Source organism: Komagataeibacter intermedius TF2, from assembly GCF_000964425.1.
Lineage (GTDB): Bacteria > Pseudomonadota > Alphaproteobacteria > Acetobacterales > Acetobacteraceae > Komagataeibacter > Komagataeibacter intermedius.
In genome coordinates this window covers 117,281-141,444 of sequence record NZ_BANF01000031.1, presented here as the reverse complement: position 1 = coordinate 141,444, position 24,164 = coordinate 117,281, and the positions used below count along the sequence as shown (strand labels likewise).

The 24,164-nt window shown below is 61.6% G+C and carries 23 protein-coding genes and 1 pseudogene; 12 read left to right on the top strand and 12 right to left on the bottom strand.

Features of this window, described 5'->3' with window-relative positions; translation table 11 throughout:
- Positions 1-2: 2 nt before the first annotated feature.
- Together B7449_RS05975 and iolG are read left to right on the top strand one after the other, a co-directional pair.
- A complete protein-coding gene (locus tag B7449_RS05975) occupies positions 3-1,268 on the top strand; it encodes a c-type cytochrome (protein WP_235721173.1) in 1,266 nt (421 codons plus the stop codon).
- Positions 1,269-1,404: 136 nt separating this feature from the next.
- Positions 1,405-2,412, top strand: coding sequence for an inositol 2-dehydrogenase (gene iolG, locus B7449_RS05970; protein ID WP_039735861.1), 1,008 nt, complete (start codon positions 1,405-1,407; stop codon positions 2,410-2,412).
- A 373-nt stretch (positions 2,413-2,785) separates the two neighbouring features.
- Here the strand turns inward: iolG and B7449_RS05965 are convergent, their stop codons facing one another.
- From B7449_RS05965 to B7449_RS05930, 8 genes are all read right to left on the bottom strand, one after another.
- The gene (locus B7449_RS05965) at positions 2,786-3,196 is read right to left on the bottom strand and encodes a tautomerase family protein (RefSeq protein ID WP_039735799.1); all 411 of its coding nucleotides are present in this window, start codon (positions 3,194-3,196) and stop codon (positions 2,786-2,788) included.
- A 114-nt stretch (positions 3,197-3,310) separates the two neighbouring features.
- Entirely contained in the window at positions 3,311-4,798 is a 1,488-nt protein-coding gene (locus B7449_RS05960) for a sugar porter family MFS transporter (RefSeq protein ID WP_071406656.1), read from the bottom strand.
- Positions 4,799-5,258: 460 nt separating this feature from the next.
- Complete coding sequence (locus B7449_RS05955) at positions 5,259-5,777, bottom strand: VOC family protein (protein ID WP_039735797.1); 519 nt, start codon at positions 5,775-5,777, stop codon at positions 5,259-5,261.
- Positions 5,778-5,817: 40 nt separating this feature from the next.
- Positions 5,818-6,942 carry a Gfo/Idh/MocA family protein gene (locus tag B7449_RS05950; protein WP_039735859.1) on the bottom strand — a complete coding sequence of 375 codons (1,125 nt, stop codon included), beginning with the start codon at positions 6,940-6,942 and terminating at the stop codon, positions 5,818-5,820.
- Between the two features lie 36 nt (positions 6,943-6,978).
- On the bottom strand, positions 6,979-8,157 hold the full coding sequence (locus tag B7449_RS05945) for a Gfo/Idh/MocA family protein (RefSeq protein ID WP_039735796.1): 1,179 nt from the start codon (positions 8,155-8,157) through the stop codon (positions 6,979-6,981).
- Positions 8,154-9,116: a hydroxyacid dehydrogenase gene (locus B7449_RS05940; RefSeq protein WP_039735795.1), complete on the bottom strand. Its 963-nt coding sequence runs from the start codon at positions 9,114-9,116 to the stop codon at positions 8,154-8,156. Before B7449_RS05940 ends, B7449_RS05945 begins: the two co-directional genes overlap by 4 nt.
- Positions 9,116-9,928, bottom strand: coding sequence for an HpcH/HpaI aldolase family protein (locus B7449_RS05935; protein WP_039735793.1), 813 nt, complete (start codon positions 9,926-9,928; stop codon positions 9,116-9,118). Before B7449_RS05935 ends, B7449_RS05940 begins: the two co-directional genes overlap by 1 nt.
- A gap of 1 nt (position 9,929) precedes the next feature.
- Positions 9,930-11,366, bottom strand: coding sequence for an NAD-dependent succinate-semialdehyde dehydrogenase (locus B7449_RS05930; protein ID WP_039735792.1), 1,437 nt, complete (start codon positions 11,364-11,366; stop codon positions 9,930-9,932).
- Positions 11,367-11,853: 487 nt separating this feature from the next.
- Between B7449_RS05930 and B7449_RS22785 the strand changes: the two are divergent.
- The 4 genes and pseudogenes from B7449_RS22785 to B7449_RS05915 all read left to right on the top strand — a co-directional run.
- A pseudogene (locus B7449_RS22785) lies at positions 11,854-12,852 on the top strand (thiamine pyrophosphate-binding protein); the annotation flags it as partial.
- A gap of 131 nt (positions 12,853-12,983) precedes the next feature.
- Entirely contained in the window at positions 12,984-13,724 is a 741-nt protein-coding gene (locus B7449_RS22780; protein WP_244465746.1) for a thiamine pyrophosphate-dependent enzyme, read from the top strand.
- Positions 13,725-13,729: 5 nt separating this feature from the next.
- Complete coding sequence (gene iolE / locus B7449_RS05920) at positions 13,730-14,629, top strand: myo-inosose-2 dehydratase (protein WP_039735857.1); 900 nt, start codon at positions 13,730-13,732, stop codon at positions 14,627-14,629.
- Positions 14,626-15,462 carry an SDR family oxidoreductase gene (locus B7449_RS05915; protein ID WP_039735790.1) on the top strand — a complete coding sequence of 279 codons (837 nt, stop codon included), beginning with the start codon at positions 14,626-14,628 and terminating at the stop codon, positions 15,460-15,462. The genes iolE and B7449_RS05915 overlap by 4 nt, the downstream gene beginning before the upstream one ends.
- Before the next feature lie 134 nt (positions 15,463-15,596).
- Here the strand turns inward: B7449_RS05915 and B7449_RS05910 are convergent, their stop codons facing one another.
- A complete protein-coding gene (locus B7449_RS05910) occupies positions 15,597-16,634 on the bottom strand; it encodes a MurR/RpiR family transcriptional regulator (RefSeq protein WP_235721172.1) in 1,038 nt (345 codons plus the stop codon).
- Between the two features lie 246 nt (positions 16,635-16,880).
- On the opposite strand from B7449_RS05910, the gene B7449_RS05905 reads away from it, so the two are divergent.
- Positions 16,881-17,399 carry a GlcG/HbpS family heme-binding protein gene (locus B7449_RS05905; protein WP_235721186.1) on the top strand — a complete coding sequence of 173 codons (519 nt, stop codon included), beginning with the start codon at positions 16,881-16,883 and terminating at the stop codon, positions 17,397-17,399.
- A gap of 390 nt (positions 17,400-17,789) precedes the next feature.
- Here the strand turns inward: B7449_RS05905 and B7449_RS05895 are convergent, their stop codons facing one another.
- Complete coding sequence (locus tag B7449_RS05895) at positions 17,790-18,260, bottom strand: Hsp20/alpha crystallin family protein (protein WP_235721171.1); 471 nt, start codon at positions 18,258-18,260, stop codon at positions 17,790-17,792.
- Between the two features lie 331 nt (positions 18,261-18,591).
- Here B7449_RS05895 and B7449_RS05890 point away from each other — a divergent pair, with 331 nt between their 5' ends.
- Positions 18,592-18,897, top strand: a complete 306-nt coding sequence (locus tag B7449_RS05890; RefSeq protein ID WP_039735786.1) for a hypothetical protein — start codon at positions 18,592-18,594, stop codon at positions 18,895-18,897.
- A 59-nt stretch (positions 18,898-18,956) separates the two neighbouring features.
- On the opposite strand, the gene B7449_RS05885 is transcribed toward B7449_RS05890, so the two are convergent.
- Positions 18,957-19,835 (bottom strand): LysR family transcriptional regulator, encoded by an 879-nt coding sequence (locus B7449_RS05885; protein WP_039735785.1) that lies wholly within the window; start codon positions 19,833-19,835, stop codon positions 18,957-18,959.
- A 143-nt stretch (positions 19,836-19,978) separates the two neighbouring features.
- On the opposite strand from B7449_RS05885, the gene B7449_RS05880 reads away from it, so the two are divergent.
- The 3 genes from B7449_RS05880 to B7449_RS05865 all read left to right on the top strand — a co-directional run bounded on the left by B7449_RS05880 (position 19,979) and on the right by B7449_RS05865 (position 22,687).
- Entirely contained in the window at positions 19,979-21,019 is a 1,041-nt protein-coding gene (locus tag B7449_RS05880; protein WP_235721185.1) for a YeiH family protein, read from the top strand.
- A gap of 279 nt (positions 21,020-21,298) precedes the next feature.
- Positions 21,299-21,757, top strand: coding sequence for a hypothetical protein (locus tag B7449_RS05875; RefSeq protein ID WP_048883472.1), 459 nt, complete (start codon positions 21,299-21,301; stop codon positions 21,755-21,757).
- A 288-nt stretch (positions 21,758-22,045) separates the two neighbouring features.
- On the top strand, positions 22,046-22,687 hold the full coding sequence (locus tag B7449_RS05865) for a Crp/Fnr family transcriptional regulator (RefSeq protein WP_039735780.1): 642 nt from the start codon (positions 22,046-22,048) through the stop codon (positions 22,685-22,687).
- A 57-nt stretch (positions 22,688-22,744) separates the two neighbouring features.
- Here B7449_RS05865 and B7449_RS05860 read toward each other — a convergent pair whose 3' ends face one another.
- On the bottom strand, positions 22,745-23,332 hold the full coding sequence (locus tag B7449_RS05860; RefSeq protein WP_039735779.1) for a glutathione S-transferase family protein: 588 nt from the start codon (positions 23,330-23,332) through the stop codon (positions 22,745-22,747).
- Between the two features lie 187 nt (positions 23,333-23,519).
- Here B7449_RS05860 and B7449_RS05855 point away from each other — a divergent pair, with 187 nt between their 5' ends.
- Positions 23,520-24,107: a cupin gene (locus tag B7449_RS05855; RefSeq protein ID WP_039735854.1), complete on the top strand. Its 588-nt coding sequence runs from the start codon at positions 23,520-23,522 to the stop codon at positions 24,105-24,107.
- Positions 24,108-24,164: the final 57 nt, after the last annotated feature.

The window sequence follows — 24,164 nt, the reverse complement described above, 5'->3', positions numbered from 1 at the left end:
TCATGGCAAAAAACCTGTTTCGCACTGCGCTACGCACATGCATGCGTGGCGGCATGGTCTTTTCCGCCGTGGCGTTTCTGGCCCATGGCGCAAAGGCACAGGATGACCGGGGCGCGCGGATTGAACGCGGGCGGTACCTTGCAATCGCGGGCGACTGCCTTGCGTGCCATACCACGCCGGGCGGGAAGCCGTTCGCGGGGGGGCTGGACCTGAAAACGCCCTTTGGCGTCATCACGACAAGCAACATTACCTCGGACAGGGAAACGGGGATCGGGTCATGGACGCTGCAGCAGTTCGACGGCGCGGTCAGGCATGGCAAAAGCCCGAAGGGGTACCTCTATCCCGCCATGCCCTATCCTGCCTATGCCAAAATCACGGATACCGACCTTGCGGACCTGTGGGAATACATCCGTACCATCCCGCCTGTCCGCAACGCGGTGGTCACCAACAAGCTGCCATTTCCCTATAATATCCGCGCCCTCATGATCGCGTGGAACCTGCTGTTCCTTGACCGTACCCCCTTTGCGCCCGATCCGTCAAAAAGCGCACAGGTCAACCGGGGGGCATATCTGGCTGAAGGGCTGGAGCATTGCGGCACGTGCCATACCACCAAGAATTTCCTTGGCGGCGATACTCGTGGCACCTACCAGGGCACATCCCTGCAGGGATGGTATGCCCCGGACCTGAGCAACAACCCCCATACGGGACTGGGCAGATGGAGCGCGGATGACCTTGTCACATACCTGCGCAGCGGCACAAACCGCTTTACCGCCGCGTCCGGCCCCATGACGGAAACGATCGAGAACTCCACACAACACCTCAGCGATGCGGACCTGCAGGCCATCGCGGCGTATTTCAAATCCCTGCCGCCCCGGACTGTGGCCGCACCCGCGCCACTGCCCGCCACCAACGCGCAGATGGTGACAGGCGCACGGGAATTCATCGTACAGTGCAGCGCCTGCCATGTCAGCAGCGGCGCGGGAATCCGCAACATGATCCCGACATTGCAGGACAATCCGGCGGTCAACGCGCCCGATCCGGACAGCCTGCTGAACATCGTGCTGCGTGGTACCAACGGCCCCATGACGGCCGCGAACCCCACCGGCGCGGCAATGCCGGCCTTTGGCTGGAAACTGCATGATGACCAGATCGCGGCCATCCTGACCTATATCCGCAACAGCATGGGCAACGCCGCCCCGGCGGTCCAGCCGGCCGATGTCGCCAGGGCGCGCAAGACCATCGGGGCGGAACAGCCCGTCTGGCGCTGATCCCTGTCCCCTTTCCTGCCCCACGCCGGGCAGGAAAGGGGAAAATACCCGTCGGCTGTAACTGATCCATGCTGAAGGACAGCCGACGCCGAAAATGACTGCATCATACACCAATACAGGTCAGGGAGACCTTATCATGCTTGGAATCGGCATTCTGGGATGTGGGCGTATCGGCGCCATGCATGCCGCCAATATTGCCGCCCATCCACGCGCGCGCGTCGCGGCGGTATATGACATCAACGTTGCTGCGGCGCAGGCCGTATCCAGGGCAACAGGTGCCCCCGTCATGCCATCCGCGGCCGAAGTCTTTGCCGCCCCCGATGTGGACGCGGTACTGATCGCAACCGCGACCGATACCCATGCCGACCTGCTGGAACAGGCAATCGCGGCAGGCAAGCCCGTGCTGTGCGAAAAACCGATCGACCTCAGCCTTGCACGGGTGGACAGCTGCGCCGCGGCCATTGCCCACACGACCCTGCCGGTCCAGATCGGGTTCGTGCGGCGGTTCGACCCCGGACACCGGGCGGTGTTCGAAGCGGTTCATGACGGGACGATCGGGGACCTGCACCAGCTTGTCATCACATCGCGCGACCCGGGCCTGCCGCCGGAAGCCTATCTGGAAAAATCCGGCGGGATCCTGCGGGACATGACGATCCATGATTTTGACATGGCCCGCTATATCCTGGGCGAGGAGCCGACCCGGGTATTCGCCGTCGGATCGCGACTGGTGGCCCCTGCGCTTATGGACGCGCTGGGGGATGAGGACACCATTACGGTGGTGATGACAACGGATACGGGCAGACAGGCGATCCTCATCAACTCGCGTGAGGCGACATATGGCTATGACCAGCGGGTCGAGGCCTTTGGCAGTCAGGGTATGGCGGTTTCGGAAAACCGTCGTCCGCACCACATGGTGCTGTCGGGCAGCACGTTTACCGAACATGCCGCCCCGCTGCTGAACTTTTTCATAGAACGCTACCGTGAGGCATTTAATGCGGAAATCGACGCCTTTGTCGATGCTGTTGAAAACGGCAGCCCGGTTACCGTCAGCTATCATGACGGACGACAGGCGCTGCTCCTTGCCGAAGCGGCCCTGAAATCGCTTAAGGAAGGCCGCATCGTGACGACAGGTGAAATCGGGTAACGCCGGGCCTGCCATGCGCCCGGCACCGTAACAGGCTGCCGGGCGCGGGCCTGCCTTTACCTGCATATCGGGGAATTCACGCGGCATCCCCTGTAAGGCGTCAGACCCGGCGCAGGGGATCGCACGCGTCAGTGCGTCATGGAACGGATACGGTAAATACAGTTTCATATATGCCGAAGGCAGGCAGTGCGCATTGCTGGATACAGTCGATGGGCATCAGCAATCCATGCGCATGGCAGACTGGAAACTGTTTTCAAACACAGCCTGATAATACATGGCACCCGTTCCGCGGATGCCGTCTTCTGTAAAAAACGTTCATGGCGCTGTTCCGTGGGGGCATAATGACACCCCCACGGTATTTGCAGCGTGCGCGTCAGTGAACGGGTCTGCCCCCGCCAAGTTCGCCAGTCAGAAACTGCGCCCGCCCGTTCCCGAAAGACCAGTGGGCGTCTTCATTCTCGACAACCGACACCATGACGTCGGACGGCGCGATCCCGCATTCGCGTTCCAGCCGTTCAGTCAGCAGGCGGTAGAACTCGGCTGTCTTGTCCGCCCCACGGGGGCGGCTGAACATCTGCACGACCAGGACCCTGTCCGTCCGGGGGATATCCAGCCCCGTATCCTCGACAATCATGCACGATGGCCTGTATTCCGATACAAGCTGATAACGGTCGCGACGCGGCACGGCGAATGCTTCGAGCATGGCTTCGTGCGCCGCGTCGAGAAGGGTGCGGATTTCTTCATCCGTGCGCCCTTCAAGCATGTGGAAATGTAAAAGCGGCATCAGTTTTCTCCCTGTGAACAAAAGGAAACAGGCGCGGTTTTCTTTCCTGCGCGCCCTGTCCCCGCAAACGGGCGTACGGCGGGACCCGCCGCGCGCCCCCTTTCCCCGACAGGGTCATTTCCGCCCGACCATATCCGTCAGGCCATCTGTCGGGACCGTTGGCGTGCCGGCCGCCGCGCGTCGGCGCTTTGGGGTCAGCATGACGCTTTCGATCTTTTCCAGCGCGATGCCTTTCGTTTCCGGCACATACCGTTCAACGAACCACCACGAAAACAGTGTAAAGAGCGCGAAAAGCCACATCGGCAGCGCACCATGAAAAAGCGCGTCCAGCCTGTGATTCTGCGCCATCATCGGGAAAAGCTGGCTGACGATGAAGTTCATCACCCAGTTGGCCGACACCGCAATGCTCATGCCTACGCCACGGATCCGGTTGGGGAAGATCTCTGCGATCAGCACCCATGTCAGCGGCCCCCACGACAGGCCGAACAGCAGCATGTAAACCAGCATGCCCACCAGGGCGGAATACCCATGCGTCTGTGTATAAAGCGCCCAGGATGTGGCCAGCAGGCCGATAATCATGCCGATCGAACCGAACCGGAACAGCGGCAGCCGCCCCTTGTGGTCAATCACCCAACTGCCCAGCACTGCGCCCGATACGGATGCCACCCCGATCCATATGGTCTGGAACAGGGCGTTCTGCACGCTGCCACTGACCGACCCCAGCACCAGCGGCGCGTAGTACATCATGCTGTTCACGCCCGTCAGCTGCTGCAGCATGGCGACCATGGCCCCCACGAAGATGATCCACCGTGCCCCCTTTGAGGCGACCGCCCGGCCCAGATCGGATGTCTCGATCTTGTGTTCAAGCGATTCCTTGATTTCCGTCAGGACCGATCGGGCATGACGTTCATTGGAAATGCGGGTCAGGGTCCGCATCGCATCGGCATCGCGCCCACGCAGCACGTGCCAGCGCGGGGATTCAGGCATGAAGAAAATCGCGATGCAGAATACGATGCACGGTATGACTTCCGACCCCAGCATCCACCGCCAGCCCACGTTCGTCAGCCACGCTTCGCTGGCGCTGCGGGCAATCAGGTAGTTGACGATAAAGACCGTCAACTGCCCTCCCACAATGGCGAAGGATTCCATGTACAGAGCCCGTCCGCGCATGTCCTTTGGCGATACTTCGGACATGTACATAGGCGAAATCGAAGACGCCACACCTACCGCGATCCCGCCGATGAAGCGATAGACCACGAAGGATGTAAAACCCGTCGCCAGCGCCGCCCCGATCGCCGATCCGGTAAACAGTGCGGCGGACACGGCCAGGGTGGGACGGCGGCCAAAGCGGTCCGCCAGCCAGCCCGAAACCCCGGCCCCAAGGATACAGCCCAGCAGCACGTTGGAGACCGCCCAGCCGATTTCCGCCGGTGAAAGGTGGAAATAGGACTGCAGCGACCCGACAGCGCCCGAAATGACCGCCGTATCATACCCGAACAGGATGCCACCCAATGCCGCAATCGCACATATTCGCAGCACGTAGCCCACGTCATGCCGGTCCGATCGGACAAACATGGCGTTTTTTATGGATTCTTTCATCATTTACTACTCCAACAGTCATTTTGTTCTTGTTGTCTGTTTCAGCAGAGGGACGCGGGACGACAGTCCGCGCCTTTAAATGAATCCAGCCGTAAAGTGCATGGCGCGACGGCAGCCTGCCCCGGCCACCATGCCCGCGGTCCTGTCCCTGCGGTACCGACCCGTTTCCACGCCCGGCGCCATGTGTGCAGCCGGTCCCGAAAGACACGGCGGCCACGACATGCATCGGGACCGGATACGGCGGCTTCATATCCCGCGCCATGAACGCGCAGGGACAGGAAACTGAAAATGAAATAAAACCGGACCGGGCAGGCATTGAATAATGCGTTCAACGCCCGTGTACATTCATGGTTCTCCGGTCATTATGTGTTTACGGGAAACATATACTGGAACGTATGGACTGATGCTTTCAAAAGCAGATGCATGAACGTCATGAATGCATCGTGCCCATAGCAGGACAGTTCTACTGGCCCGTCTGTTTTCCCTCCCGCCATCCCTGAACGATTTCACAGGAATGCGTATGGATTTCGATAACAGTGCCAAACGGGTCGCGACAGTACACCATCCGGTATATGCCCGATGGGGGGCGATCGTCCCATATGCGGGACGTCTGGGTGCCCCCTGTCGCAACAATCCTGTCGATCAGCCCTTCTATATCCGGGTCCGTGACGCATATGTGAAAGGGACCGGGCTGATCGAAGCGGATATCCGTGGTCGCGGGCAGGGTCGCTGGCAGGACAGGCTGGAACAGTTCAATTCCCACGCCCCCACCCGTTGAAAGATGCGCGATGCGCACATGCTGGCACCGCTCCCCCAACGCATCCTGAAACTGCGCCAGTGCGGGTGGGCTGGCGACCAGATCGAACGGGCCGCTGAACAGCCGGTAGCCCAGAACCTCGCCGTACCACGCAATGGCGCGGTCAATATCGGGCACGCTGATCCCGATATGGTTCAGGGGTCGGGGACAGGTCGTGACTGTCATGATGTCCGTCCTTGCATGGATGAAGCCGCGCGGTCGCGGGTCATGACACGGCCTGTGGCATCACGCCGGTCAGGTCGCTTTCATGCGGTTCGGCCACGGGCGGCAGGATGACGACCTGGTCTTCACGTATCCCCTCGCGCGGGGCAAGCGGCGGCAGGGACTGCGGTTTCCCGGTGCGCAGGGCCGCTTCCACCGCGACCAGCACACGGACATCACGCAGCCCGTCCTCGCCATCTGGTTCGGGATCGCGGTTATTGAGGATGCATTCCGAAAAATAGAAGGCTTCCCCCCCGAACTGTTCGACCGGGCCATGGCTGCGCCTGTCTTCCCTGCCGTCAATCAGCGTGGTGTAAGTAATGGCGACGGATGGGCCGAAGGTATAGCATGGCATGGCCCTGACACTGCCCCGGCTGCCGAACAGGGTCAGTCCCTCAACCGGCGCACAGGCATAGCTGACCATAAAATCCGCGATCCGCCCATCCGCAAAGCGCAGCACGACCGACACCGTATCATCAAAATTGAAGGTCCGGCCCGGCGTGCGCGTGCCTGTGGCCGTGACCTCCACGGGTTCGGCCCCGAACATGTGGCGCACCGCATTGATCGGGTAATTGCCCAGATCCGGCACGGGACCGGACCAGTACCCGCCATGGGCGCGATGGTTTGACTGCGGCACGTCCTGCCCGAAGACCGAACTGAACCCGACAAGAGAGCCGAAGTCCCCATTGCGGCAGCGTGAAACCAGTTCCACTGTTCCCGGCTCGCAATGCAGCCGGTAGGCAATCATCAGCCTGCCGCCACCCCTGCGCCGCGCCTGCAGGATCGCCTCGCAGTCTTCCACGCTTGTGGCCATGGGTTTTTCCAGCAGCAGGTGCAGCCCCGCCTCCAGCACGGGCACGGCATAGCGCCGGTGCAGTGCATTTGGCGTTGCCAGATACACGGCGTCGATCTCCCCCGATGCCAGAAGCTCCGGCAGGTCATCATAATGCCAGACCCGCACGCCATAGCGGGTTCCGAGGTCCTGCGCCTTGTGCATGTCGCCCGTCACAAGGGCCGCCAGGGTAGAATTGGCAGCCCGTTCGAGACCGGGAATAAAGGATTGCCGGGAAATCTGCCCACATCCGATCACGGCGTAGCGGATCTTCCGGTCATGGGTTGGCTGGGTCATGGTGCTCCCTCCATAAAATGGCAAGATATGGGGCCGTCATGCCTGTTCATGCTGCCGGTGTTCGTGCCGACGCGCGACCCTGTCCATCGGCACGTCACGCCATGCGGCGGCGCGGCTTGAATCATGAATGGCTTCCACCAGCGTCTGGATACGCAGGCCCGCGCGGAAGCTGAACGGTTCGGGCCGGTTGCCAGCCAGTGCCTCCAGATAGCGTGCGACTTCTATCGCCTTGAGGTCATTGAACCCAAGCTGGTGCCCCGGCGCCACGCAGAACAGCCCGTAGGGCGCATGGTCCGGCCCGGCCTCAATACGGCGGAATCCCCTGCGGCCCCGCGCATCCGCGGTCGAGAAGAAATGCAGCTCATTAAACCGCTGCTGGCTGAAGGCCAGCGCACCCTTCGTGCCATAGACCTCGAAATCATGCTGCATGGTGCGCCCGGTCGCAATCCAGTTCCCTTCGACCGAACCTGTCGCCCCGTTCTCGAAACGCAGGAAGGCGCGGCCGATATCATCCACCTGCACTGCGCGGGTGCCTCCTTTCCCGTCCGGCCGTGACCCGATCACCGTGACACAGTCACCCATGACCTGCGTAATCGCACCCGCCGCCGGTCCCATCAGGAATTCGGCGGTGGCCAGCGCGTGGCTGCCGATATCGGCCAGCGCCCCGCCCCCCACCGGGTCCAGACGGAACGTGAAGGGAGATGCGGCATCCGCCATGTAATCTTCCGCATGCAGGCCGCGGTACCCACGGATTTCACCCAGTTCGCCCGCCGCGATCATCTCGCGCGCCAGCGCGAACATGGGGTTGCACAGGTAATTGAATCCGACCTGTGTCTTCACGCCCCGCGCCTCTGCCGCTTCGGCCATTTCACGCGCATCCGCGGCAAGGGGGGCCAGGGGTTTTTCACAATAGACGTGCTTGCCCTCCGCTATGGCTGCAAGCGCCATCTCCTTGTGCAGGGCATTGGGCGCGGTGATGTTGATCACGTCGATGTCGGGATCAGCCACAAGGGCACGCCAGTCATCCGTCCAGCGTGCAAACCCCAGCGCCCCGGCTGCCCGTGCCGCCGCATCTTCCGAAATATCGGCCAGGCAGGCCAGTTCCGGCTGGAACGGCAGGTCGAACACCTTTGATGCGGTTGAATAGCCGAAAGCATGGGTCCGGCCCATGAAACCGCTGCCAATCAGGCCAATACGCAGCTTACGTTTGGTCATTTGACGAATTCCCTGTTCACGATAAGGGTGGGATCAAGTGTGCCAGCAAAGAAATCCAGAACATTCCGCACGCAGCCAACCGCCATGCGCTCCGCCGCCTGTGCGGTCAGCCCGGCGATGTGGGGCGTCAGGATGACACGATCCAGGCCAATCAAGGGATTGTGGACGGATGGCGGTTCGGGGTCGAATACATCCACCCCTGCCGCCGCGACATGCCCGTTCACGATGGCCGTGGCCAGCGCGGCCTCATCCACCACGCCGCCACGTGCGGTATTGACGATGATACCCCCCGGCCTGACGCGGCGCAGTTCGGCCGCGCCAATCAACGGCTGGTCGCCCTTTGGTACGTTGACCGAGATGATATCGGCCCATTCCAGCCCGTCATGCAGGTCCGCGACCTCGCCCACCGGGCCTGCGGGCCATTTTCCCCCGGTGGACAGGTAGGGATCATAGGCGCGGATTTTCATGCCAAAGCCCGCAGCCATGGTGGCAAGATGCCGCCCGGTGCGGCCATACCCCAGTATCAGAAGCCGCCTGCCCCCCACCTCGCCCGCCATGAGCCTGTTGCGCCACTCCCACTGGCCCTGGCGCACGGCCCGGTCCGCCTGAAGCAGATGTTTGGCGCAGGCGAGTATGAGGGTCATTGCGTGTTCGGCGACGGAGACCGCATTGACGTTCCCCACCACACACAGGGTAATGCCGCGCCGGTCCAGCGCAGGCAGGTCGATGCCGTCATAGCCAACGCCGTGCCGGGACACGACCCTGAGCCGCGATGCCCTGCCCACCGTTACGGCCGAAAGCGGCTGGGTGCGCAGGATCAGGGCATCGGCACGGGCCACAAGGGGGGCGTAGCTGTCTTCCGATATTTCCTCGACATAGTCATAGGTCACGCCGGGGGCATGGTCGAGCAGCGCAAGACCCGCATAATGCAGGCGCCCCGCGACCAGTACGTGGGGCATCAGTACGCCCCTCCCTGCACCACGGTCACACTGTCGCGGCTGACAAGCCTGCGGAACTGCGCGACACTTGCGCCCGCCGCTGCGGCCAGCAGGCGGGAATCCCCCGACACGGTGGTCATGTTGAACCCCCAGCCAATGGCGCGCGCGGCATATTCCGGCGTGCCGCAGTGAAGGGCGGCGCGAATGCCACTATCCTGACAGGCAGCGATGATCTCGTGCAGCCTGTCGATCATCTCCGCTTCCTCCCGGTCGAAACCGGGGGGAAGGCGTCCGCCCGCAAGGCTGAACGTCAGGTCGGCAGGACCGACATAAATGCCATCAAGCCCCGGGGTCGCGGCAATTTCAGCCAGATTGTCCATGCCCTGCTGCGTCTCGATCATGGCAAAGGCAAGGAGTTCGTCATTGGCCTGGCTGGCGTAATTGCTGCCCGCCGCGAATGAAACGCGCGTCGGGCCAAAACTGCGCTGCCCATAGGGGGGATAGCGGACATAACTTACGAATTCGGCCGCCTGTGCCGCCGTATTCACCATGGGGCAGATGACGCCATATGCACCGGCGTCGAGCATTTTCATGATGATGCCGGGCTCCAGCCACGGAACCCGCGCCATGGGCACGACGCCCGAGGCGCGCATGGCCTGCATCATGGGCAGCGCACTGGAATAATCCAGCGCGCCATGCTGCACATCTATCGTGACGGAATCATACCCCTGGGCCGCCATGATTTCAGCCGTGAAGGGGTTGCCGATGGAACACCAGCCATTGAGCGTGGATTTCCCTTCGGCCCAGAGCTGCTTGAGGCGATTGGGGATCATGTCAGAATACCACCTGTGCCAGTTTTACATCCAGATAATCAAGAATGCCCTCGCTGCCCCCTTCGCGGCCCATGCCGGAAAAACGGGTGCCACCAAAGGGTGCTTCCGCCGCGGCCAGGGCCGTGGAATTGATCCCGACCATGCCCGCCTGCAGTTCGGCCACAGTGCGGCGCGCACGCGCGGGCGACCGGGTGAAGGCATAGGCCGCAAGCCCCATGTCGGATGCATTGGCGCGGGTCAGGACTTCATCATCACTTGAAAAACGGGTAATGGCGGCAATCGGCCCGAAATTTTCGTCTGCCATCACGCGCATATCATCCGTGACATCGGTCAGGACCGTCGGTTCATAGAAATAGCCGCTGTTGAACCCCGGTGGCCGCTGGCCGCCTGTCGTCACTTTCGCGCCACCGGCCACGGCATCGGCAACAATGGCCTCCATTTCCGCCAGACGGTGCGCGTTGATCAGCGGGCCCATGCCCACGCCATCATCCAGCCCGTTTCCCAGCCTGATCGCCTTCGCGCGGGTCACGAACCCTTCCACAAACGCGTCATGCAGGCGGTCATGGATAAAGAAACGGTCAGGCGCCACGCACACCTGGCCCGTATTGGCGAATTTGGCCTGCGCCGCCGTATTCAGGGCCATATCCAGATCCGCATCATCATAGACGATCAGCGGGGCATTCCCGCCCAGTTCCATCGACACCTTTTTCATTGTATCCGCCGCGTCACGGATCATCTGCTGCCCGACGCGCGTAGACCCGGTTAGCGAAACCTTGCGCACGGTCCTGGATGCCATGATCGGCCCGTAGGTCGCCTCCGTCGAGCCGACGACCAGATTGACAGTGCCCGGCGGCAGGTTGCCCGCCCGGCAGCACGCAATCATGACCATCGCGGTGCCCGGTGTCTGGGAAGACGGGCGGGCAATGACCGGACAGCCCGCCGCCAGCGCGGGCGCCAGCTTGCGCGCCAGCAGGGATGCCGGAAAGTTCCACGCCGTAAATGCCGCGACAACGCCAACCGGTTCATGACTGACCTCGAAACGGCCAGACGGGACACGGCTTTCGATAATGCGCCCGTAAATACGGCGTGCTTCTTCCGCATACCACCGGAACTGGTCAATACTCAGCCCCCATTCACGACGCGCCTGCGCCAGCGGCTTGCCTGTCTCGCTGGAAATCATCCGTGCGGCTTCCTCCGTGCGGCGGATCATTTCATTGGCAATCGCATGCAGGGCTTCGGCGCGGTCATGGGCGGGCGTGGTCGACCACCGCGCCAGCGCCGCATGCGCCGCGTCAATGGCCGCCTGCGTATCCACGGCCCCCGCGCTGGGCACATCGCCCAGCGGGCTTTCCGATACGGGACTTATAACCGGCTCGGTTTTTCCTTCCGATGCCTGACGCCACGCGCCATCAATAAACAACCCGAAATTCGTGTACATTATTGGGTCCCCATTATTCTTGTGACACGACATATGGCGATTGACCTGATCGCCCCGTCTGGTGACGGCAGACGGGAACGGCGTGCATCCCGTCCCGCAGGTAAAACTGCCCACCAGTCCGTCCTTGCCCTGTTGTCCGGCACATATCCATCGGCAGTGCCAGGCAGCAGGACCGTCCTTTCCACGCATTCGATGACGGTTCGGCCATCCACCGCGCCACTGCTGGCGCCGGGGCACCTGAACATGGGTAAACATTCATGGTCGTGGCGTCATGGTGTCATGAACCGTGCAAGCGTTACGGCGTTCACCACCGGCATGCCATCTGTCCCCCTGCGTCCACATGACGGCGTCCCCGATCATCGGGCCGGGTCAGCAGGCTCCTTTCTTCCTTTTCTGTATTTGCAATTAATGTTGCGTATTTATTGTGTTGTCAACGTCTATTGCATTTGGATATGGTGACAACAACCCGTCAAGGGAGGAAACAAAAATGACACAGGCGACAATCCGCCTCACGACTGCACAGGCCATCGTGCAATGGCTGGTCAATCAGTTTACGGAAATCGAAGGTCAGCGCGTTCCGCTTTTCCCCGGAGTCTTCGGCATTTTTGGCCATGGCAACGTCAGTTGCCTGTCCGAAGCGCTCGAAGCCGTGCAGGACAGGCTGCCCACATGGCGCGGGCAGAATGAACAGTCCATGGCGCTGGCCGCAACGGGTTTCGCCAAGGCCCGGCGGCGGCGGCAGATCATGGTTGCCACGTCCTCCATCGGGCCGGGCGCGCTGAATATGGTGACCGCCGCCGGCACCGCGCATGCGAATCGCCTGCCGCTGCTGCTGCTGGCAGGCGATACCTTCGCCACGCGCCTGCCCGACCCGGTCCTGCAGCAGGTCGAACATTTCAGTAATCCCACAATAACGGTCAATGATGCGTTCCGCGCCGTGACCCGCTACTGGGACCGGATCATGCACCCGGCACAGATCCTGTCATCCCTGCCGCAGGCCACGGCAACAATGCTTGATCCGGGCGACTGCGGGCCGGCCTTTGTATCCCTGCCGCAGGATGTGCAGGAAATCGCCTTTGATTATCCCGTCACCTTCTTTGAAGAAAAACTATGGGCCATTCCCCGCCCCCGGCCGGACCGCCGCAGGCTGGCGCAGGCGGTGGACCTGCTGAAAACGGCCAGAAAGCCGCTGCTGATCGCAGGCGGCGGGGTGCGGTATTCACAGGCGGAGGAAGCCGTCGCCGCATTTGCGCTAAAACGCGGCATCCCGATTGTGGAAACGATCGCGGGCAAGGGCAGCGTGACGCATTACCATGAAGCGCATGCCGGGCCGATCGGCATTATCGGCTCCACCTCGGCCAATGCGCTGGCGGGGGATGCGGATGTGATCGTGGCGATCGGCACGCGGCTGCAGGATTTCACCACCGGGTCATGGACCCTGTTCAGCCAGACGGCGCGGTTCATTTCCATCAACACCGCCCGGTTTGACGCGGTCAAGCATCGTGCGCTGGCGGTTGTGGGCGACGCGCTGGAAACCATAACTGAATTCGACACGCTGCTGGGGGACTGGACAGCGGACCCGCGACAGATGCAGCGCGCCCGGCTCCTGTTTGGCGAATGGGACGACCTGCTGACAAAACTGCAGGCCCCCACGAATGCCCCGTTCCGACCTATGCGCAGGTCGTGCATGCGGTCAATGACGCAGCGGGGGAATGCGACACCATCATTACCGCCGCGGGCGGCCTGCCGGGCGAAGTGTGCAAGGGCTGGCGGGTCAAGGCCCCCAATACCTTTGATCTTGAATTCGGCTTTTCATGCATGGGGTACGAAATCGCGGCGGGCTGGGGCCACGCCATGGCCAGCGAGGGACCGGGCGGGACAGGCGGCACGCCCATCGTCATGATTGGTGACGGCACGTACATGATGATGAACTCCGACATCTATTCCACCGTGCTGACGGGCCACAAGATGATTGTCGTGGTCTGTGACAATGGCGGCTTCGCGGTCATCAACCGCCTGCAGCAGGCCAAGGGCGTGCCGGGTTTCAACAACCTGCTGGTTGACTGTCACGTGCAGCATCCCGACCGGCCCCTGCATGTCGATTTTGTCAAACATGCCGAATCCATGGGCGCGCTGGGCCGCAGATGCGACAGCATGGCCGAACTGGCCACGGCCCTTGAATGGGCGAAGACCACGGACCGGACCACCATCCTTGCCATCACCACGGACGCCCATGCCTGGACGCCGGGCGATGCGGACTGGGATGTGGGGGTGCCGGAGGTCTCGACCCGCGCATCGGTGCAGACGGCAAGAAAACAACAGGAAGAAATCCGCGCGAAACAGCGTGTGGGAGTGTAATGGCCATGAAGGCAAAACTGGGTATCGCACCGATTGCATGGTGGAATGACGACCTTGCGGAACTGTCAGATGATGTCAGCCTGGAGGAATGCCTGCGCCAGGCCAGCGAGGCAGGCTTTACCGGCATGGAAACCGGACGCCGCTTTCCCATGGACATGCACGAACTGGGACCGATCCTGAAACGCTACGGCATTTCGGTCTGCGGGGGATGGTTTTCGGGCCTGCTGCTGGATGGGGACATGGAAGCGGAGAAGGACCGCATCCGCGCCCAGATGGATTTTTTCATCGCCGCCCGCGCGCCATGTATTGTCTATGGCGAAACCGCGCGGTCGATCCAGGGAATCCGGTCCGCGCCGCTTGCGACCAAGCCGCGCCTGTCGGAAGAAGACATACGGATCTATGGCCGCAGGATGACGGCCTTTGCCGAATGGTGCGCCGATGAAGGCATGCCCCTTGCCTATCACCACCATATGGCCGCCCCGATCGAGACCGAGGCCGAGCTTGACCTGCTGATGAAACATTCGGGCCCGGCGCTGCACCTTCTGTTTGATACCGGGCACATGTATTTCGCGGGTGGCAACCTGCTGCGGGTCATTGACCGACACCATGCCCGCATAAGCCACGTGCACACCAAGGATGTGCGCGACGCTGTCATCGACAGCCTTGACCGCAACAGCGAAAGCTTCCTGGACGCGGTCGTAAAGGGGGCCTTTACCGTGCCGGGGGACGGGTCGATCGATTTCCTGCCCATTATCAAACGCCTTGCATCCTATGGCTATGAAGGCTGGTTTGTGGTGGAGGCCGAGCAGGACCCCGCCCTCAACCCGCCGCTGGACATGGCGCGCAAGGGGCATGCCGCGCTGATGCAGCTTATGGCGCAGGCGGAATACAGGGTGGCGTCATGAACCGGATGGATAACAGGGTATGCGTGGTCACGGGGGCCACGCAGGGGCTTGGGGCGGCCATTGCACGCCGCCTTGCAGCGGCGGGTGCTGCAGGCATTGCCATTACGGGGCGTAGCGAGGCGCGCGGCACGGCAGTCGCGCGCGAGATTTCGGACAGTTGCGGCGTGCCCGTGCTCTTCATCCGTGCAGATCTTGAATCGGTCGCGGACTGCCAGGCGGCAATCGCCCGGACACATGACCACTTTGGCCGTGTGCATGTGCTGGTGAACGCCGGGGCGCTGACGCAGCGGGGCACCATACTGGATACGGACCCCGACCTGTTTGACCGCATGTTCGCAACCAACGTGCGCGGGCCATATTTCCTGATGCAGGCGGCGATCAGGCACATGATCCGGGACGGGACTGAAGGAGCGATCTGTAATATCGGCTCCATTTCCGCCCTGTCGGGGCAGCCGTTCATCAGTGCGTACTGCGCATCAAAGGGTGCGCTGGCCACACTGACCGCCAATACGGCCTTTTCCGTCATGGGCAACCGGATCCGCGTCAACCAGCTTAATATCGGCTGGATGGCGTCGGACAAGGAACACGAAATCCAGATGGGCGAGACGAACGACCCCGACTGGATGGAAAAGGCGGCCGCAAAGCTTCCGTTCGGACGACTTGTCGCACCCGAGGAAGCCGCCCGTGCGGTGAACTTTCTTGTCTCGGATGATGCCGGTCTCATGACCGGCGCGATCGTGAATTTCGATCAGTCCGTCTGGGGGGCGACCGCCCGCAGCATGCCCACCCCGGACGGGCCAATGCGCTGGCCTGCCGGAAATACCAGCGCATGACATATCCCGCAGGCCATCGGGGCATCTGTGATGGCATATTTTTTCCCAAAGACGTTCAGGAAACGTTGCCTTTTTGAACAAAGGCGACGCCCGGAAACTTACAGCCCGGTCAGGGAATTATTTCCAAGCGGCCGTCACTTCTGCGTTGCGACCGGAATCCGGGGCTTGCGGGATTCATTTTGCAACCGTGTTGCCAGCGCCACGACCAGCCCCTGTGTCAGACACATGGGGGCGGCCAGCGAGCGCGAAAACGTATATTCATGCTCCGGCACGGAAAACAGCACATCCGCATTGCGCGCAAGCGGGGACAGGGTACTGTCGCTGATCGTCACCACCGGAATGTTCCGGGTCACGGCTTCCTCCACGATATTGACGACCTCACTGGCATAAAAGCGGAATGAAACCGCAAACAGCATGTCCGTCGGCAGCATCGTCCGGGCCATATGGGTGGCAAGGCCGCCCGCTGCATCCAGCAGCACCGCGCGTTTTCCAAGCATGGTCAGCATATAGCGCAGCAGTTCGACCACGGGCGCTGAACGTAGCTGACCGATCAGATAAATCGTATCGGCCTGTTCCATAAGATCAACCGCCCGGGCGATCTGCTGCGCGGTCACATTGGCCAGCAGTTCCTCCAGTGATGAGATATCGCGCACGATCAGTTCGCGCATGAATCCCATTTCGCTCCGGTCCTCCCGCGTATCAAGTTCCTCCTCCAGCGCCCTGACGCGTGCGCTGAACCCAAGGGCGGCCGTGGACAGGCGGTGGCGGAATATGGCCTGCAGGTCCTTGTAGCCCTGATACCCGAAAGACTGCGCAAACCGGACGCAGCCCGACGCATGCACACCGCATTTCCCGGCGGCGACATGGACCGAATCAACGGCCACGTCATTCGGGTTCTGCGTCATGTACAGGGCAATCTTCTGGTAGGAATTGCTCAGCCGGGCATATCGGTCATGGATGACACGGATCAGTTCTTCATACGTGGCCGGAGGAACCTGTCCGGTCGCCGCCTGCTTCTTTTCCGATACCTTCATCGTTTCCTGACCATCCATCCTGCACGACATGACCCGGGCCGCTCCCCCTGCCCCAACGTTTCCACCACCCGCACGGGACAGTTCCGCGCCCCGGCCGTCCCATGACCGCAGCACCCTCCGGTCCGGCAGGAACGGCATGATGACAGGTTCCGCACCCGGCCCCGTTCGCGCCACGACCGGGCGGCCTGCCCTGACGGCACACGGTCGTTCCGGTTCCATCGTAACGTGGATGGCCGATAGTGCAACTCATCTGACAGGGTCGACGGCCCGATCCCGGCTGCCCCAACACCATCGTGTGACCGACCGCTTTTCCGATTGCGTGGCTTTCCCCCCGGTCTGCATCATGGGACCTGTCCGCAGCAGGGAATGACGCACGTAATGGATATGAACAGGGTCATGCAGCATGTCATTATCACAGGTGGGCTGTTCCTGAGTTCCCCGGCCTGCGCACAGGGCCATGTGGTCCTGATGCCCAAGCTGGACTGGACCACGGCCGCGCATCTGGCGATGGAGGCCGTGGCAGCCTGCGCCAAACAGGGATATTCCGTGACCGCCACCGTCGTGGACACGACCGGCCACCAGCAGGCTGTCATCAAGGGGGACAATGTTCCGCTGCAATCCCTGTCAGTGTCCTACCGCAAGGCCTATACGGCCTATTCCTATGGCCTTGCCTTCAACATGAACACCACCAGCGAACTGATCGCCGCCAAGGTCACGGGGCCGGCCAATGGCGCGCTCAATACCATTCCGGAGGTACTGTTCGTGCCGGGAGGCGTCACGCTGCGCCGGGCATCGGACCAGACCGTGCTGGGTGGCATTGGCGTGTCCGGCGCGCCTGGCGGGGAAAAGGACGAAGCCTGCGCGCAGGCGGCGGTCACGAAATTCCGCGGTGATTTCCGTTAGGGACACACGCCGCCACAATCAGACAGTAGCAGGCTGCACCATTTCCATACCGGGATGTGCCGAACAGACCGGTTCAGCGCCATGACATGTCGGCTCGGGTCATATCATTCGGTGCACATGGGAAAATCGGACGGAAAGCCGGGCATGGGGCCATATATGGCATCCATGGAATAATGGCCATGCAATCAGGCGTGGATAAGGCATGGACCGGGCGGCCATAAATATCCGTTCCCGCACCAGACAGCATGCGCACCATCGCCCTGCCCCGCCGTCCGCGCATTCTGTCCGCAGGTTACAGGCAGATGGCATGGAGAAATCCCGCAGCCACATGCCCGGACCTGCCAGAGCGCCTGGCATGCGGCTGTGGGAAGATGCCCGCGACGGGCGGGCCTAGCCGGGCTGGATATCGATCCTGCGTTCGGTCGGCCTGGCCGGTTCGCGGCGCGGTAGTGTAACCTTCAGCACCCCGTCCTTGATACGGGCGGTGATTTTATCCTCATCCACGCCTTCCGGCAGATTGAAATGCTCGGAAAACGCACCAAAGCTGCGGGTAGAGACATGCGTCTTGTGGCCGGTTTCCGCCACGGGGCTTTTTTTCTCCCCTGAAATGCCCAGCACGCCGTTACTGGCATTAAGCGTGATGTCCTTTTCGGAACAGCCGGGTACTTCAATATAAATATGGTATCCTGTCGCGTCCTCGGTAATATCGGTGGCCCCGATACGGCCCGACCCGAACGTGTCGGGCGCACGATAATCATCAATCAGCCTGCCCACCTGACGCTGCAGTACGGCAAACGGATCTGCCACCCGCGCCGCAGTCGCACGGACCGGGGTTGCAACAAATGTCGGTCGAGCAATCATGGTCATTCTCCTGAATTACGTAACCGGGGCGGCCTGTCCGGCGACATGCCCGCCCTGTGCCGCGAATTCTGGAACCGATACCCGCCCCCGACCGTGACACAGGTCAAACCTGCCATGCGGCCTGTTCCATACAGGGCTGCCCTTTACTTTATCGAAACAAAATCAGCGCAGACCTATGTCAGTTTTGACGAGAAACATCGGAATGCAATGCAGTATTGCGGCAATAAATACCCTCCCGCACTTCTGTATAGCGCCAGACAGGGTATAACCTGCCGGGTCCGTTATAACATGCGGCAGCCCGCACCGGGTTCAACCAGAATGGAACATATGCATGTCAGTTGAAAACACGCTTCGTGACGCCATCCAGAAAAAGGTCGTTGTCGGCTTTACCTTCGATGGCAAGAACTACATTGGCTCCCCCCATGCGCTGGGTGAGCGCGACGGCACGTCGCAGGTCATGATCTACCGTGGCGAGGACGCCCATGAAAAGCGCGTGCCCCCCACGGGCGAATGGAGCGTGCTGCCGCTGTCCAACATCAGCGACATCCGCCTGCTGCCGGGCGAAGCCTTCCATGTCGGCCACCCCGACGCCAGGGCAGAAAAGGACCTGCACAAGGTCACGCTGCGCGTCGCGTAAGCTGGCTGGATGCCCTGCCTGACCGGGTGGGGTATTTCCCGCATGAGCAGGGCGGCGGGTCAGGTCCCCCGGCGGGCGACAAGGCCCAGCAGGGCTTCCGCCGCCGGACTGCGATAGCGTTCCTTGTGCCGCAATCCATAAAACGACCGGGTGCCCAATGCCTGTGGCACGGCATGCAGCGTGCCAGCCTGCAACGCGGGCGCGACCACCAGCGATGACAGCGCGCCGATACCCGCCCCGGCTTCGATCGCGGTCCGCACCCCTTCGTTGGATGGCAGGACAAGGCTGACATTCAGGTCTGCCGGGTCAATCCCCAGCTGGCGCAGGCTGTCTTCCAGCGTGGCGCGGGTGCCCGATCCGGGTTCGCGCATGACCCAGCTGGCGGCGCGCAGCCAGTGCGTATCCACCATGGCGGGCAGGCAGGGATCGGCCTGTATGATGGTCAGGCGATCCGTCCCGACCGGCCATTGCGCCAGGGCCGGATCATCCACAATCGCCTCGACAATACCCAGATCCACATCCCCATCACGAACGCGTGTTGCCGCTTCTTCCGTGTTGGTGATCGCCAGTTCGATCGCAACATGCGGATATGCGCGCCGAAAGGCCACCAGTGTGACGGGCAGCCAGTACGCCGCGATGGTCTGGCTGGCGACGACACGCAGCGTACCGCGCTTCAGCCCGCTGAATTCCTCCAGCACGTTTTCCGCCACGGCGGCACGGGCCAGGACCGCCCGCGCTTCCGGCAGGAACAGCCGACCGGCCTCCGTCAGCCGGATGCCACGCCCGATACGATGGAACAGCTTCACGCCATGTCGTTCTTCCAACGTGGCGATGGCCGCTGATACGGCGGACTGGGTCACGTTCAGGGCCCGGCTGGCGGCCGTAACGTGTTCACGTTCCGCGACAGCGATAAAAAGGCGGAGCTGTTCCAGTGTCATGCATCGCGCATAGCACAACCAATCATGATTTTCGATTGGAATAAGAAAAACTATGAGTTGGAATGATGTAATGCGCTCCTCCTACCCTGTCGGGCGAAAGGAAGAGTATCGTGACAACACTGCTTCACGTCCCGTCTCGCCAGATGCAGCGGACCCGCCCCCACTGGATACGGCAGGTGCCAGGTATCGGGCTGTGCCTTGCGATAACGGGCTTCGCCTGCCTGCTGGAACGCATGGAAATGCGTGTGCTGGGAAAAGCATGGCTGGAAAGCCTGAATCTTGCCCTGCTGGCTGGTATCGCCTGCCGCGCCATGCACACTCCCGGCCCGGCATGGACGCCGGGCATCCGGTTGTGTTCACGCACGCTGCTGAATATTGCCATTGTCCTGCTGGGGGCGTCGTTCAGCCTTGATGCGGTCCTGTCCGTCGGGCCGTGGGTGCTGGCCGCCGTCATTGGCATGGTAGTCCTCAGCCTGACCTTTACATGCTGTATCGGGCGCATATGCGGACTGGATACCAGCCGGACCCTGCTGGTGGCCTGTGGCAATTCCATCTGCGGCAATTCCGCCATCATGGCGGCAGCTCCCGTCATTCATGCCCGCGATGAAGACGTCGGCACCACCATTGCGTTCACCGCTGCCGCAGGGCTGGTGGTGGTCATCGGGCTTGCGCTGTCTGGTCCGTTGCTGGACATGGGGGCGTGGGCGCATGGCGCGCTGGCAGGGCTGACCGTTTATGCCGTGCCGCAGGTGGTGGCCGCGACCATGCCGTTCGGCCCTGCGGCCATGCATGTCGGCATGCTTGTCAAACTGATACGGGTGCTGATGCTCGGGCCTGTCTGCATCGTCCTGTCCATACTGACCGCCCGATCCGGCCGTGGCGGGACTGATGGTGGGCACGGGGCCGGGATGCGCGCCCCTGCCCGTCTGGTGCCATGGTATATTACGGGTTTCATGGGCATGATGGTCGTGCGTTCCCTGAACCTTATGCCGCCGGGCATTGTGGAACCGCTTGGCCATGTGACAACCGTGCTGACCATCCAGGCAATGGCGGCGCTGGGGCTGAGTGTCGATATACGCGCCGTCATGCGGGCCGGGCGACCGCTGGCCCTGACCGTCATGCTGTCGCTATGTGGTCTGGTGGGCGCGGGCATGGTGCTGGTGCGGGTCGCGTTCCATGGCTGAACGGATGCTTCAGAATATCCGTCAATAGAAACCATATATTTCAGCCAGTTAGGTTTTTTAAAGGCCGGGTATCCTGTCGCGCCAGAAAAAGCCATACCGGAAACATCTTCATTTTTTTGGAACATACCTTTCCAGCGCCTGTCCGGAACGGAGTTTGATCCCGGTCCGGTCGGGCACCGGTTTTGGAATTGACGGAGCTTTTTTTCTAAATTAAACGAAACGGGTTCGTTCATTTAAATGAAACGAATATGTCATATCCATTTTCATACTGGACATACCATGATCCGCTTCAGGCATCTGGGCCTTCTGGCCCTTGCAGGCTTTCTTGCCAGTCATGGCACGGGCCATGCACAGACAGGCTGTGCAGACACGGACGCATGGATTGACATGTCCGCCCACCAGATTGGCGCAGGGATCGGTTACCTGTGGGGACAGGGCACATTACATGACGGCACGCATCACTATCGCTTCCGCGTGCGCGGGGGCGGTGCGCTGAACATTGGTGGCATAGCCCTGTCGGGGCGGGGCTGCGTGCGCAATCTGGGGCGGGTGCAGGATTTCAATGGCACCTACTGGACCGCAGGGGGCACGGCCACAATCCACCATGGCGCGGCGGGTGTTGTTATGGAAAATGCCCGTGGCGTTGATATCAACCTGCATGCACAGACCCGTGGCGCGCAGCTGTCGGGGCAGGTTGGGCGGCTGTCTTTCCGCCTGCTTGATCCCATCCATTCATGATGACCGCCTGCACGAAAGCGGCATTCCGCATGGAGGCCAACGCAGGAAACCGCCCGGTTCTTTACGGATTTCATGCCCTTTGCGCCCCACCTGTTCAGGCGGCGCGTTCCCGACATGGACGTTTATATACATATTGCGATACGAAACAGTATCGTATATATAATTGACGCCAACCGGTTCATTTCCCGCATGGTTCAACGGACATGGTCCGGTTCAACAGCGTGGTGAGCGTGACCCCTTATGGCCGCTGCGTCATGAATGATTGCGATATAGAAACAGATTGTCATAATGTTCAGTAGTTTCAAACTGACCGGTGAGGAACGCGAGGCGCTGAATGCGATCTCGACCCGAATACACCGGCCAGCAAAGCGCCGTGTCTATACACAGGGTGAACCAGGAAATCATATCTATCGTATCCGTTCCGGCGCCGTGCGGCTGGAACACCACATGAAAGACGGACGCAACCAGATTTTCGCCTTTCTGTGGGCGGATGACATGTTTGGCACGCTGGAAGACGGGATGTACCACACATCCGCCATCACGCTGGTGGACACCTACCTGTTCCAGATTTCATGTTCCGCGCTGAAAGGACTGGTGGAGGTCTATCCCCGCATCCAGGCGCTGTTTTTACAGCAGGCGCTGGACTATGCCAAAACGGCGGAGCGCCATCTGCTGCTGGCGACCTGTCCGCTTGTCATCAAACGGCTGGCGGGGTTCCTGCTTGAATGCAGCCGGCAGAAGGATTTTTTTGACCGGCAGACCAATATCCTGACACTGGCCATGGACCGTAAGGATATTGCCGACTATCTGGGCTTTGCCATTGAAACCACCAGCCGTACCCTGAAGGAACTGGAGGACATGGGCCTGATCCAGCGGCTGTCTTCCCAGCGGATAAAAATCGACTGCGCCCGGATCGGGGCCTTCGTCTGACCATCCTGCTCCGGCCAGCAGGCTGCGGGATGGTCGCGCGATACAGTCCGTAACGTATCAGTCCCGCCACGGCAGGGGCACAAAGCCCGGCAGCGCCTCGACCCGTTCCAGCCATGCCCTGACATGTGGGTAGGGTTCAAGGGAAATACTCCCTTCCGGCGCATGGGCGGTGTAACCGTAACAGGCAAGGTCAGCCAGCGTCGGGCAGACTGCGGCCAGATACGCACGGCCGTCCAGCCAGTTATCCATGAAGGCAAGCAGTCCCGCCGCCCGTGCGTGTGCATCCGCCGGTTCGCCCGCCTTGCCGAACAACGCCACCATGCGGGCCGCTGCCGGTCCCTGTCGCAGTTCACCCGCCGCGATTGACAGCCACCGCTGCACATGTGCCGCGCCGACTGCATCATCCGGCAGCCAGTGCGTGCCTGCACCATAGGCTTTCGCCAGATACACAAGAATGGCGTTACTGTCCGACAGCACCAGATCTCCATCACGCAGGACCGGAACCTGCCCCAGCGGATTCAGGGCCAGCAGTTCGGGCGCGGATGCGCTCACGATCTCGAAGCGGTAGTCAAGGCCCAGCATGGACAGCAGCAGCCGGACGCGATGCACATGCCCCGATAACGGCATGCCGTAAAGTATGATCATCTGAATCCTTTCTGACCTGCCTCAAGCTGCATGCCACCCTACTCCCATTAAGTGGGCGGCACGACGGTATTTTGAACGTAATGCAATGGAACGGCGGCATGGACCAGCTATAGTGCGCCTGCGGGTCATATCCGTCATCCATCCCGTCTGCTGATGGTGGGATATTGATACCTGGGGGAGGAACATGATGGAACGACGTTCGTTCAATTCCATCCTTGCCGGGCTGGGCCTTTCACTTGGCGCAGGCCGCGTGCGGGCCGCCAGGGCGACACCGGCACGGACCGAAAGCTTTATCCTGCGGGCCAATGACTGGGTTCCCAACAACCCGAATCTGCCGGTCATTGTCTATCGCAACGCCCTGCCCCCTTCCGGCGACGACCCGGCAGCCGTGTTCGAAACGGTATTCCAGCATAATGGCTGGCCGCCGCAATGGCGCAACGGTGTCTATTCCTTCCACCATTATCACACGATGGGGCATGAGGTCCTGGGCTTCTATGGTGGTCAGGCCCGGCTGATGCTGGGTGGGCCAGATGCGCAGGTGGTTGATGTCCGGGCCGGGGACATTGTCCTGCTCCCCGCCGGAACGGGACATATGAAGCTGTCTGCCAGTCCTGATTTCGCGGTGGTGGGCGCGTATCCGCCGGGACAGGATTTCGACATCGTGCGCAGCGCCCCCGATGGCGTGCAGCGGGCAAGGCTGGCGTCCCTGCCCTTTCCCCATTCCGACCCCGTCACGGGGGCGCAGGGCCCGATGGTGCGGGCGTGGCGTGACTGACCGCCCGCCATGCCACCACCTGCCATGCCGGGCGATGGCCATCATGCACGTCCGGCC

Excerpts from the sequence above, each read along its gene's own strand:
- B7449_RS05975 (WP_235721173.1), top strand. The coding sequence starts at position 3 with ATGGCAAAAAACCTGTTTCGCACTGCGCTACGCACATGCATGCGTGGC.
- iolG (WP_039735861.1), top strand. The coding sequence starts at position 1,405 with ATGCTTGGAATCGGCATTCTGGGATGTGGGCGTATCGGCGCCATGCAT.
- B7449_RS05965 (WP_039735799.1), bottom strand. The coding sequence starts at position 3,196 with ATGCCGCTTTTACATTTCCACATGCTTGAAGGGCGCACGGATGAAGAA.
- B7449_RS05960 (WP_071406656.1), bottom strand. The coding sequence starts at position 4,798 with ATGATGAAAGAATCCATAAAAAACGCCATGTTTGTCCGATCGGACCGG.
- B7449_RS05955 (WP_039735797.1), bottom strand. The coding sequence starts at position 5,777 with ATGACAGTCACGACCTGTCCCCGACCCCTGAACCATATCGGGATCAGC.
- B7449_RS05950 (WP_039735859.1), bottom strand. The coding sequence starts at position 6,942 with ATGACCCAGCCAACCCATGACCGGAAGATCCGCTACGCCGTGATCGGA.
- B7449_RS05945 (WP_039735796.1), bottom strand. The coding sequence starts at position 8,157 with ATGACCAAACGTAAGCTGCGTATTGGCCTGATTGGCAGCGGTTTCATG.
- B7449_RS05940 (WP_039735795.1), bottom strand. The coding sequence starts at position 9,116 with ATGCCCCACGTACTGGTCGCGGGGCGCCTGCATTATGCGGGTCTTGCG.
- B7449_RS05935 (WP_039735793.1), bottom strand. The coding sequence starts at position 9,928 with ATGATCCCCAATCGCCTCAAGCAGCTCTGGGCCGAAGGGAAATCCACG.
- B7449_RS05930 (WP_039735792.1), bottom strand. The coding sequence starts at position 11,366 with ATGTACACGAATTTCGGGTTGTTTATTGATGGCGCGTGGCGTCAGGCA.
- B7449_RS22780 (WP_244465746.1), top strand. The coding sequence starts at position 12,984 with ATGGGACGACCTGCTGACAAAACTGCAGGCCCCCACGAATGCCCCGTT.
- iolE (WP_039735857.1), top strand. The coding sequence starts at position 13,730 with ATGAAGGCAAAACTGGGTATCGCACCGATTGCATGGTGGAATGACGAC.
- B7449_RS05915 (WP_039735790.1), top strand. The coding sequence starts at position 14,626 with ATGAACCGGATGGATAACAGGGTATGCGTGGTCACGGGGGCCACGCAG.
- B7449_RS05910 (WP_235721172.1), bottom strand. The coding sequence starts at position 16,634 with ATGCCGTTCCTGCCGGACCGGAGGGTGCTGCGGTCATGGGACGGCCGG.
- B7449_RS05905 (WP_235721186.1), top strand. The coding sequence starts at position 16,881 with ATGAACAGGGTCATGCAGCATGTCATTATCACAGGTGGGCTGTTCCTG.
- B7449_RS05895 (WP_235721171.1), bottom strand. The coding sequence starts at position 18,260 with ATGATTGCTCGACCGACATTTGTTGCAACCCCGGTCCGTGCGACTGCG.
- B7449_RS05890 (WP_039735786.1), top strand. The coding sequence starts at position 18,592 with ATGTCAGTTGAAAACACGCTTCGTGACGCCATCCAGAAAAAGGTCGTT.
- B7449_RS05885 (WP_039735785.1), bottom strand. The coding sequence starts at position 19,835 with ATGACACTGGAACAGCTCCGCCTTTTTATCGCTGTCGCGGAACGTGAA.
- B7449_RS05880 (WP_235721185.1), top strand. The coding sequence starts at position 19,979 with ATGCAGCGGACCCGCCCCCACTGGATACGGCAGGTGCCAGGTATCGGG.
- B7449_RS05875 (WP_048883472.1), top strand. The coding sequence starts at position 21,299 with ATGATCCGCTTCAGGCATCTGGGCCTTCTGGCCCTTGCAGGCTTTCTT.
- B7449_RS05865 (WP_039735780.1), top strand. The coding sequence starts at position 22,046 with ATGTTCAGTAGTTTCAAACTGACCGGTGAGGAACGCGAGGCGCTGAAT.
- B7449_RS05860 (WP_039735779.1), bottom strand. The coding sequence starts at position 23,332 with ATGATCATACTTTACGGCATGCCGTTATCGGGGCATGTGCATCGCGTC.
- B7449_RS05855 (WP_039735854.1), top strand. The coding sequence starts at position 23,520 with ATGGAACGACGTTCGTTCAATTCCATCCTTGCCGGGCTGGGCCTTTCA.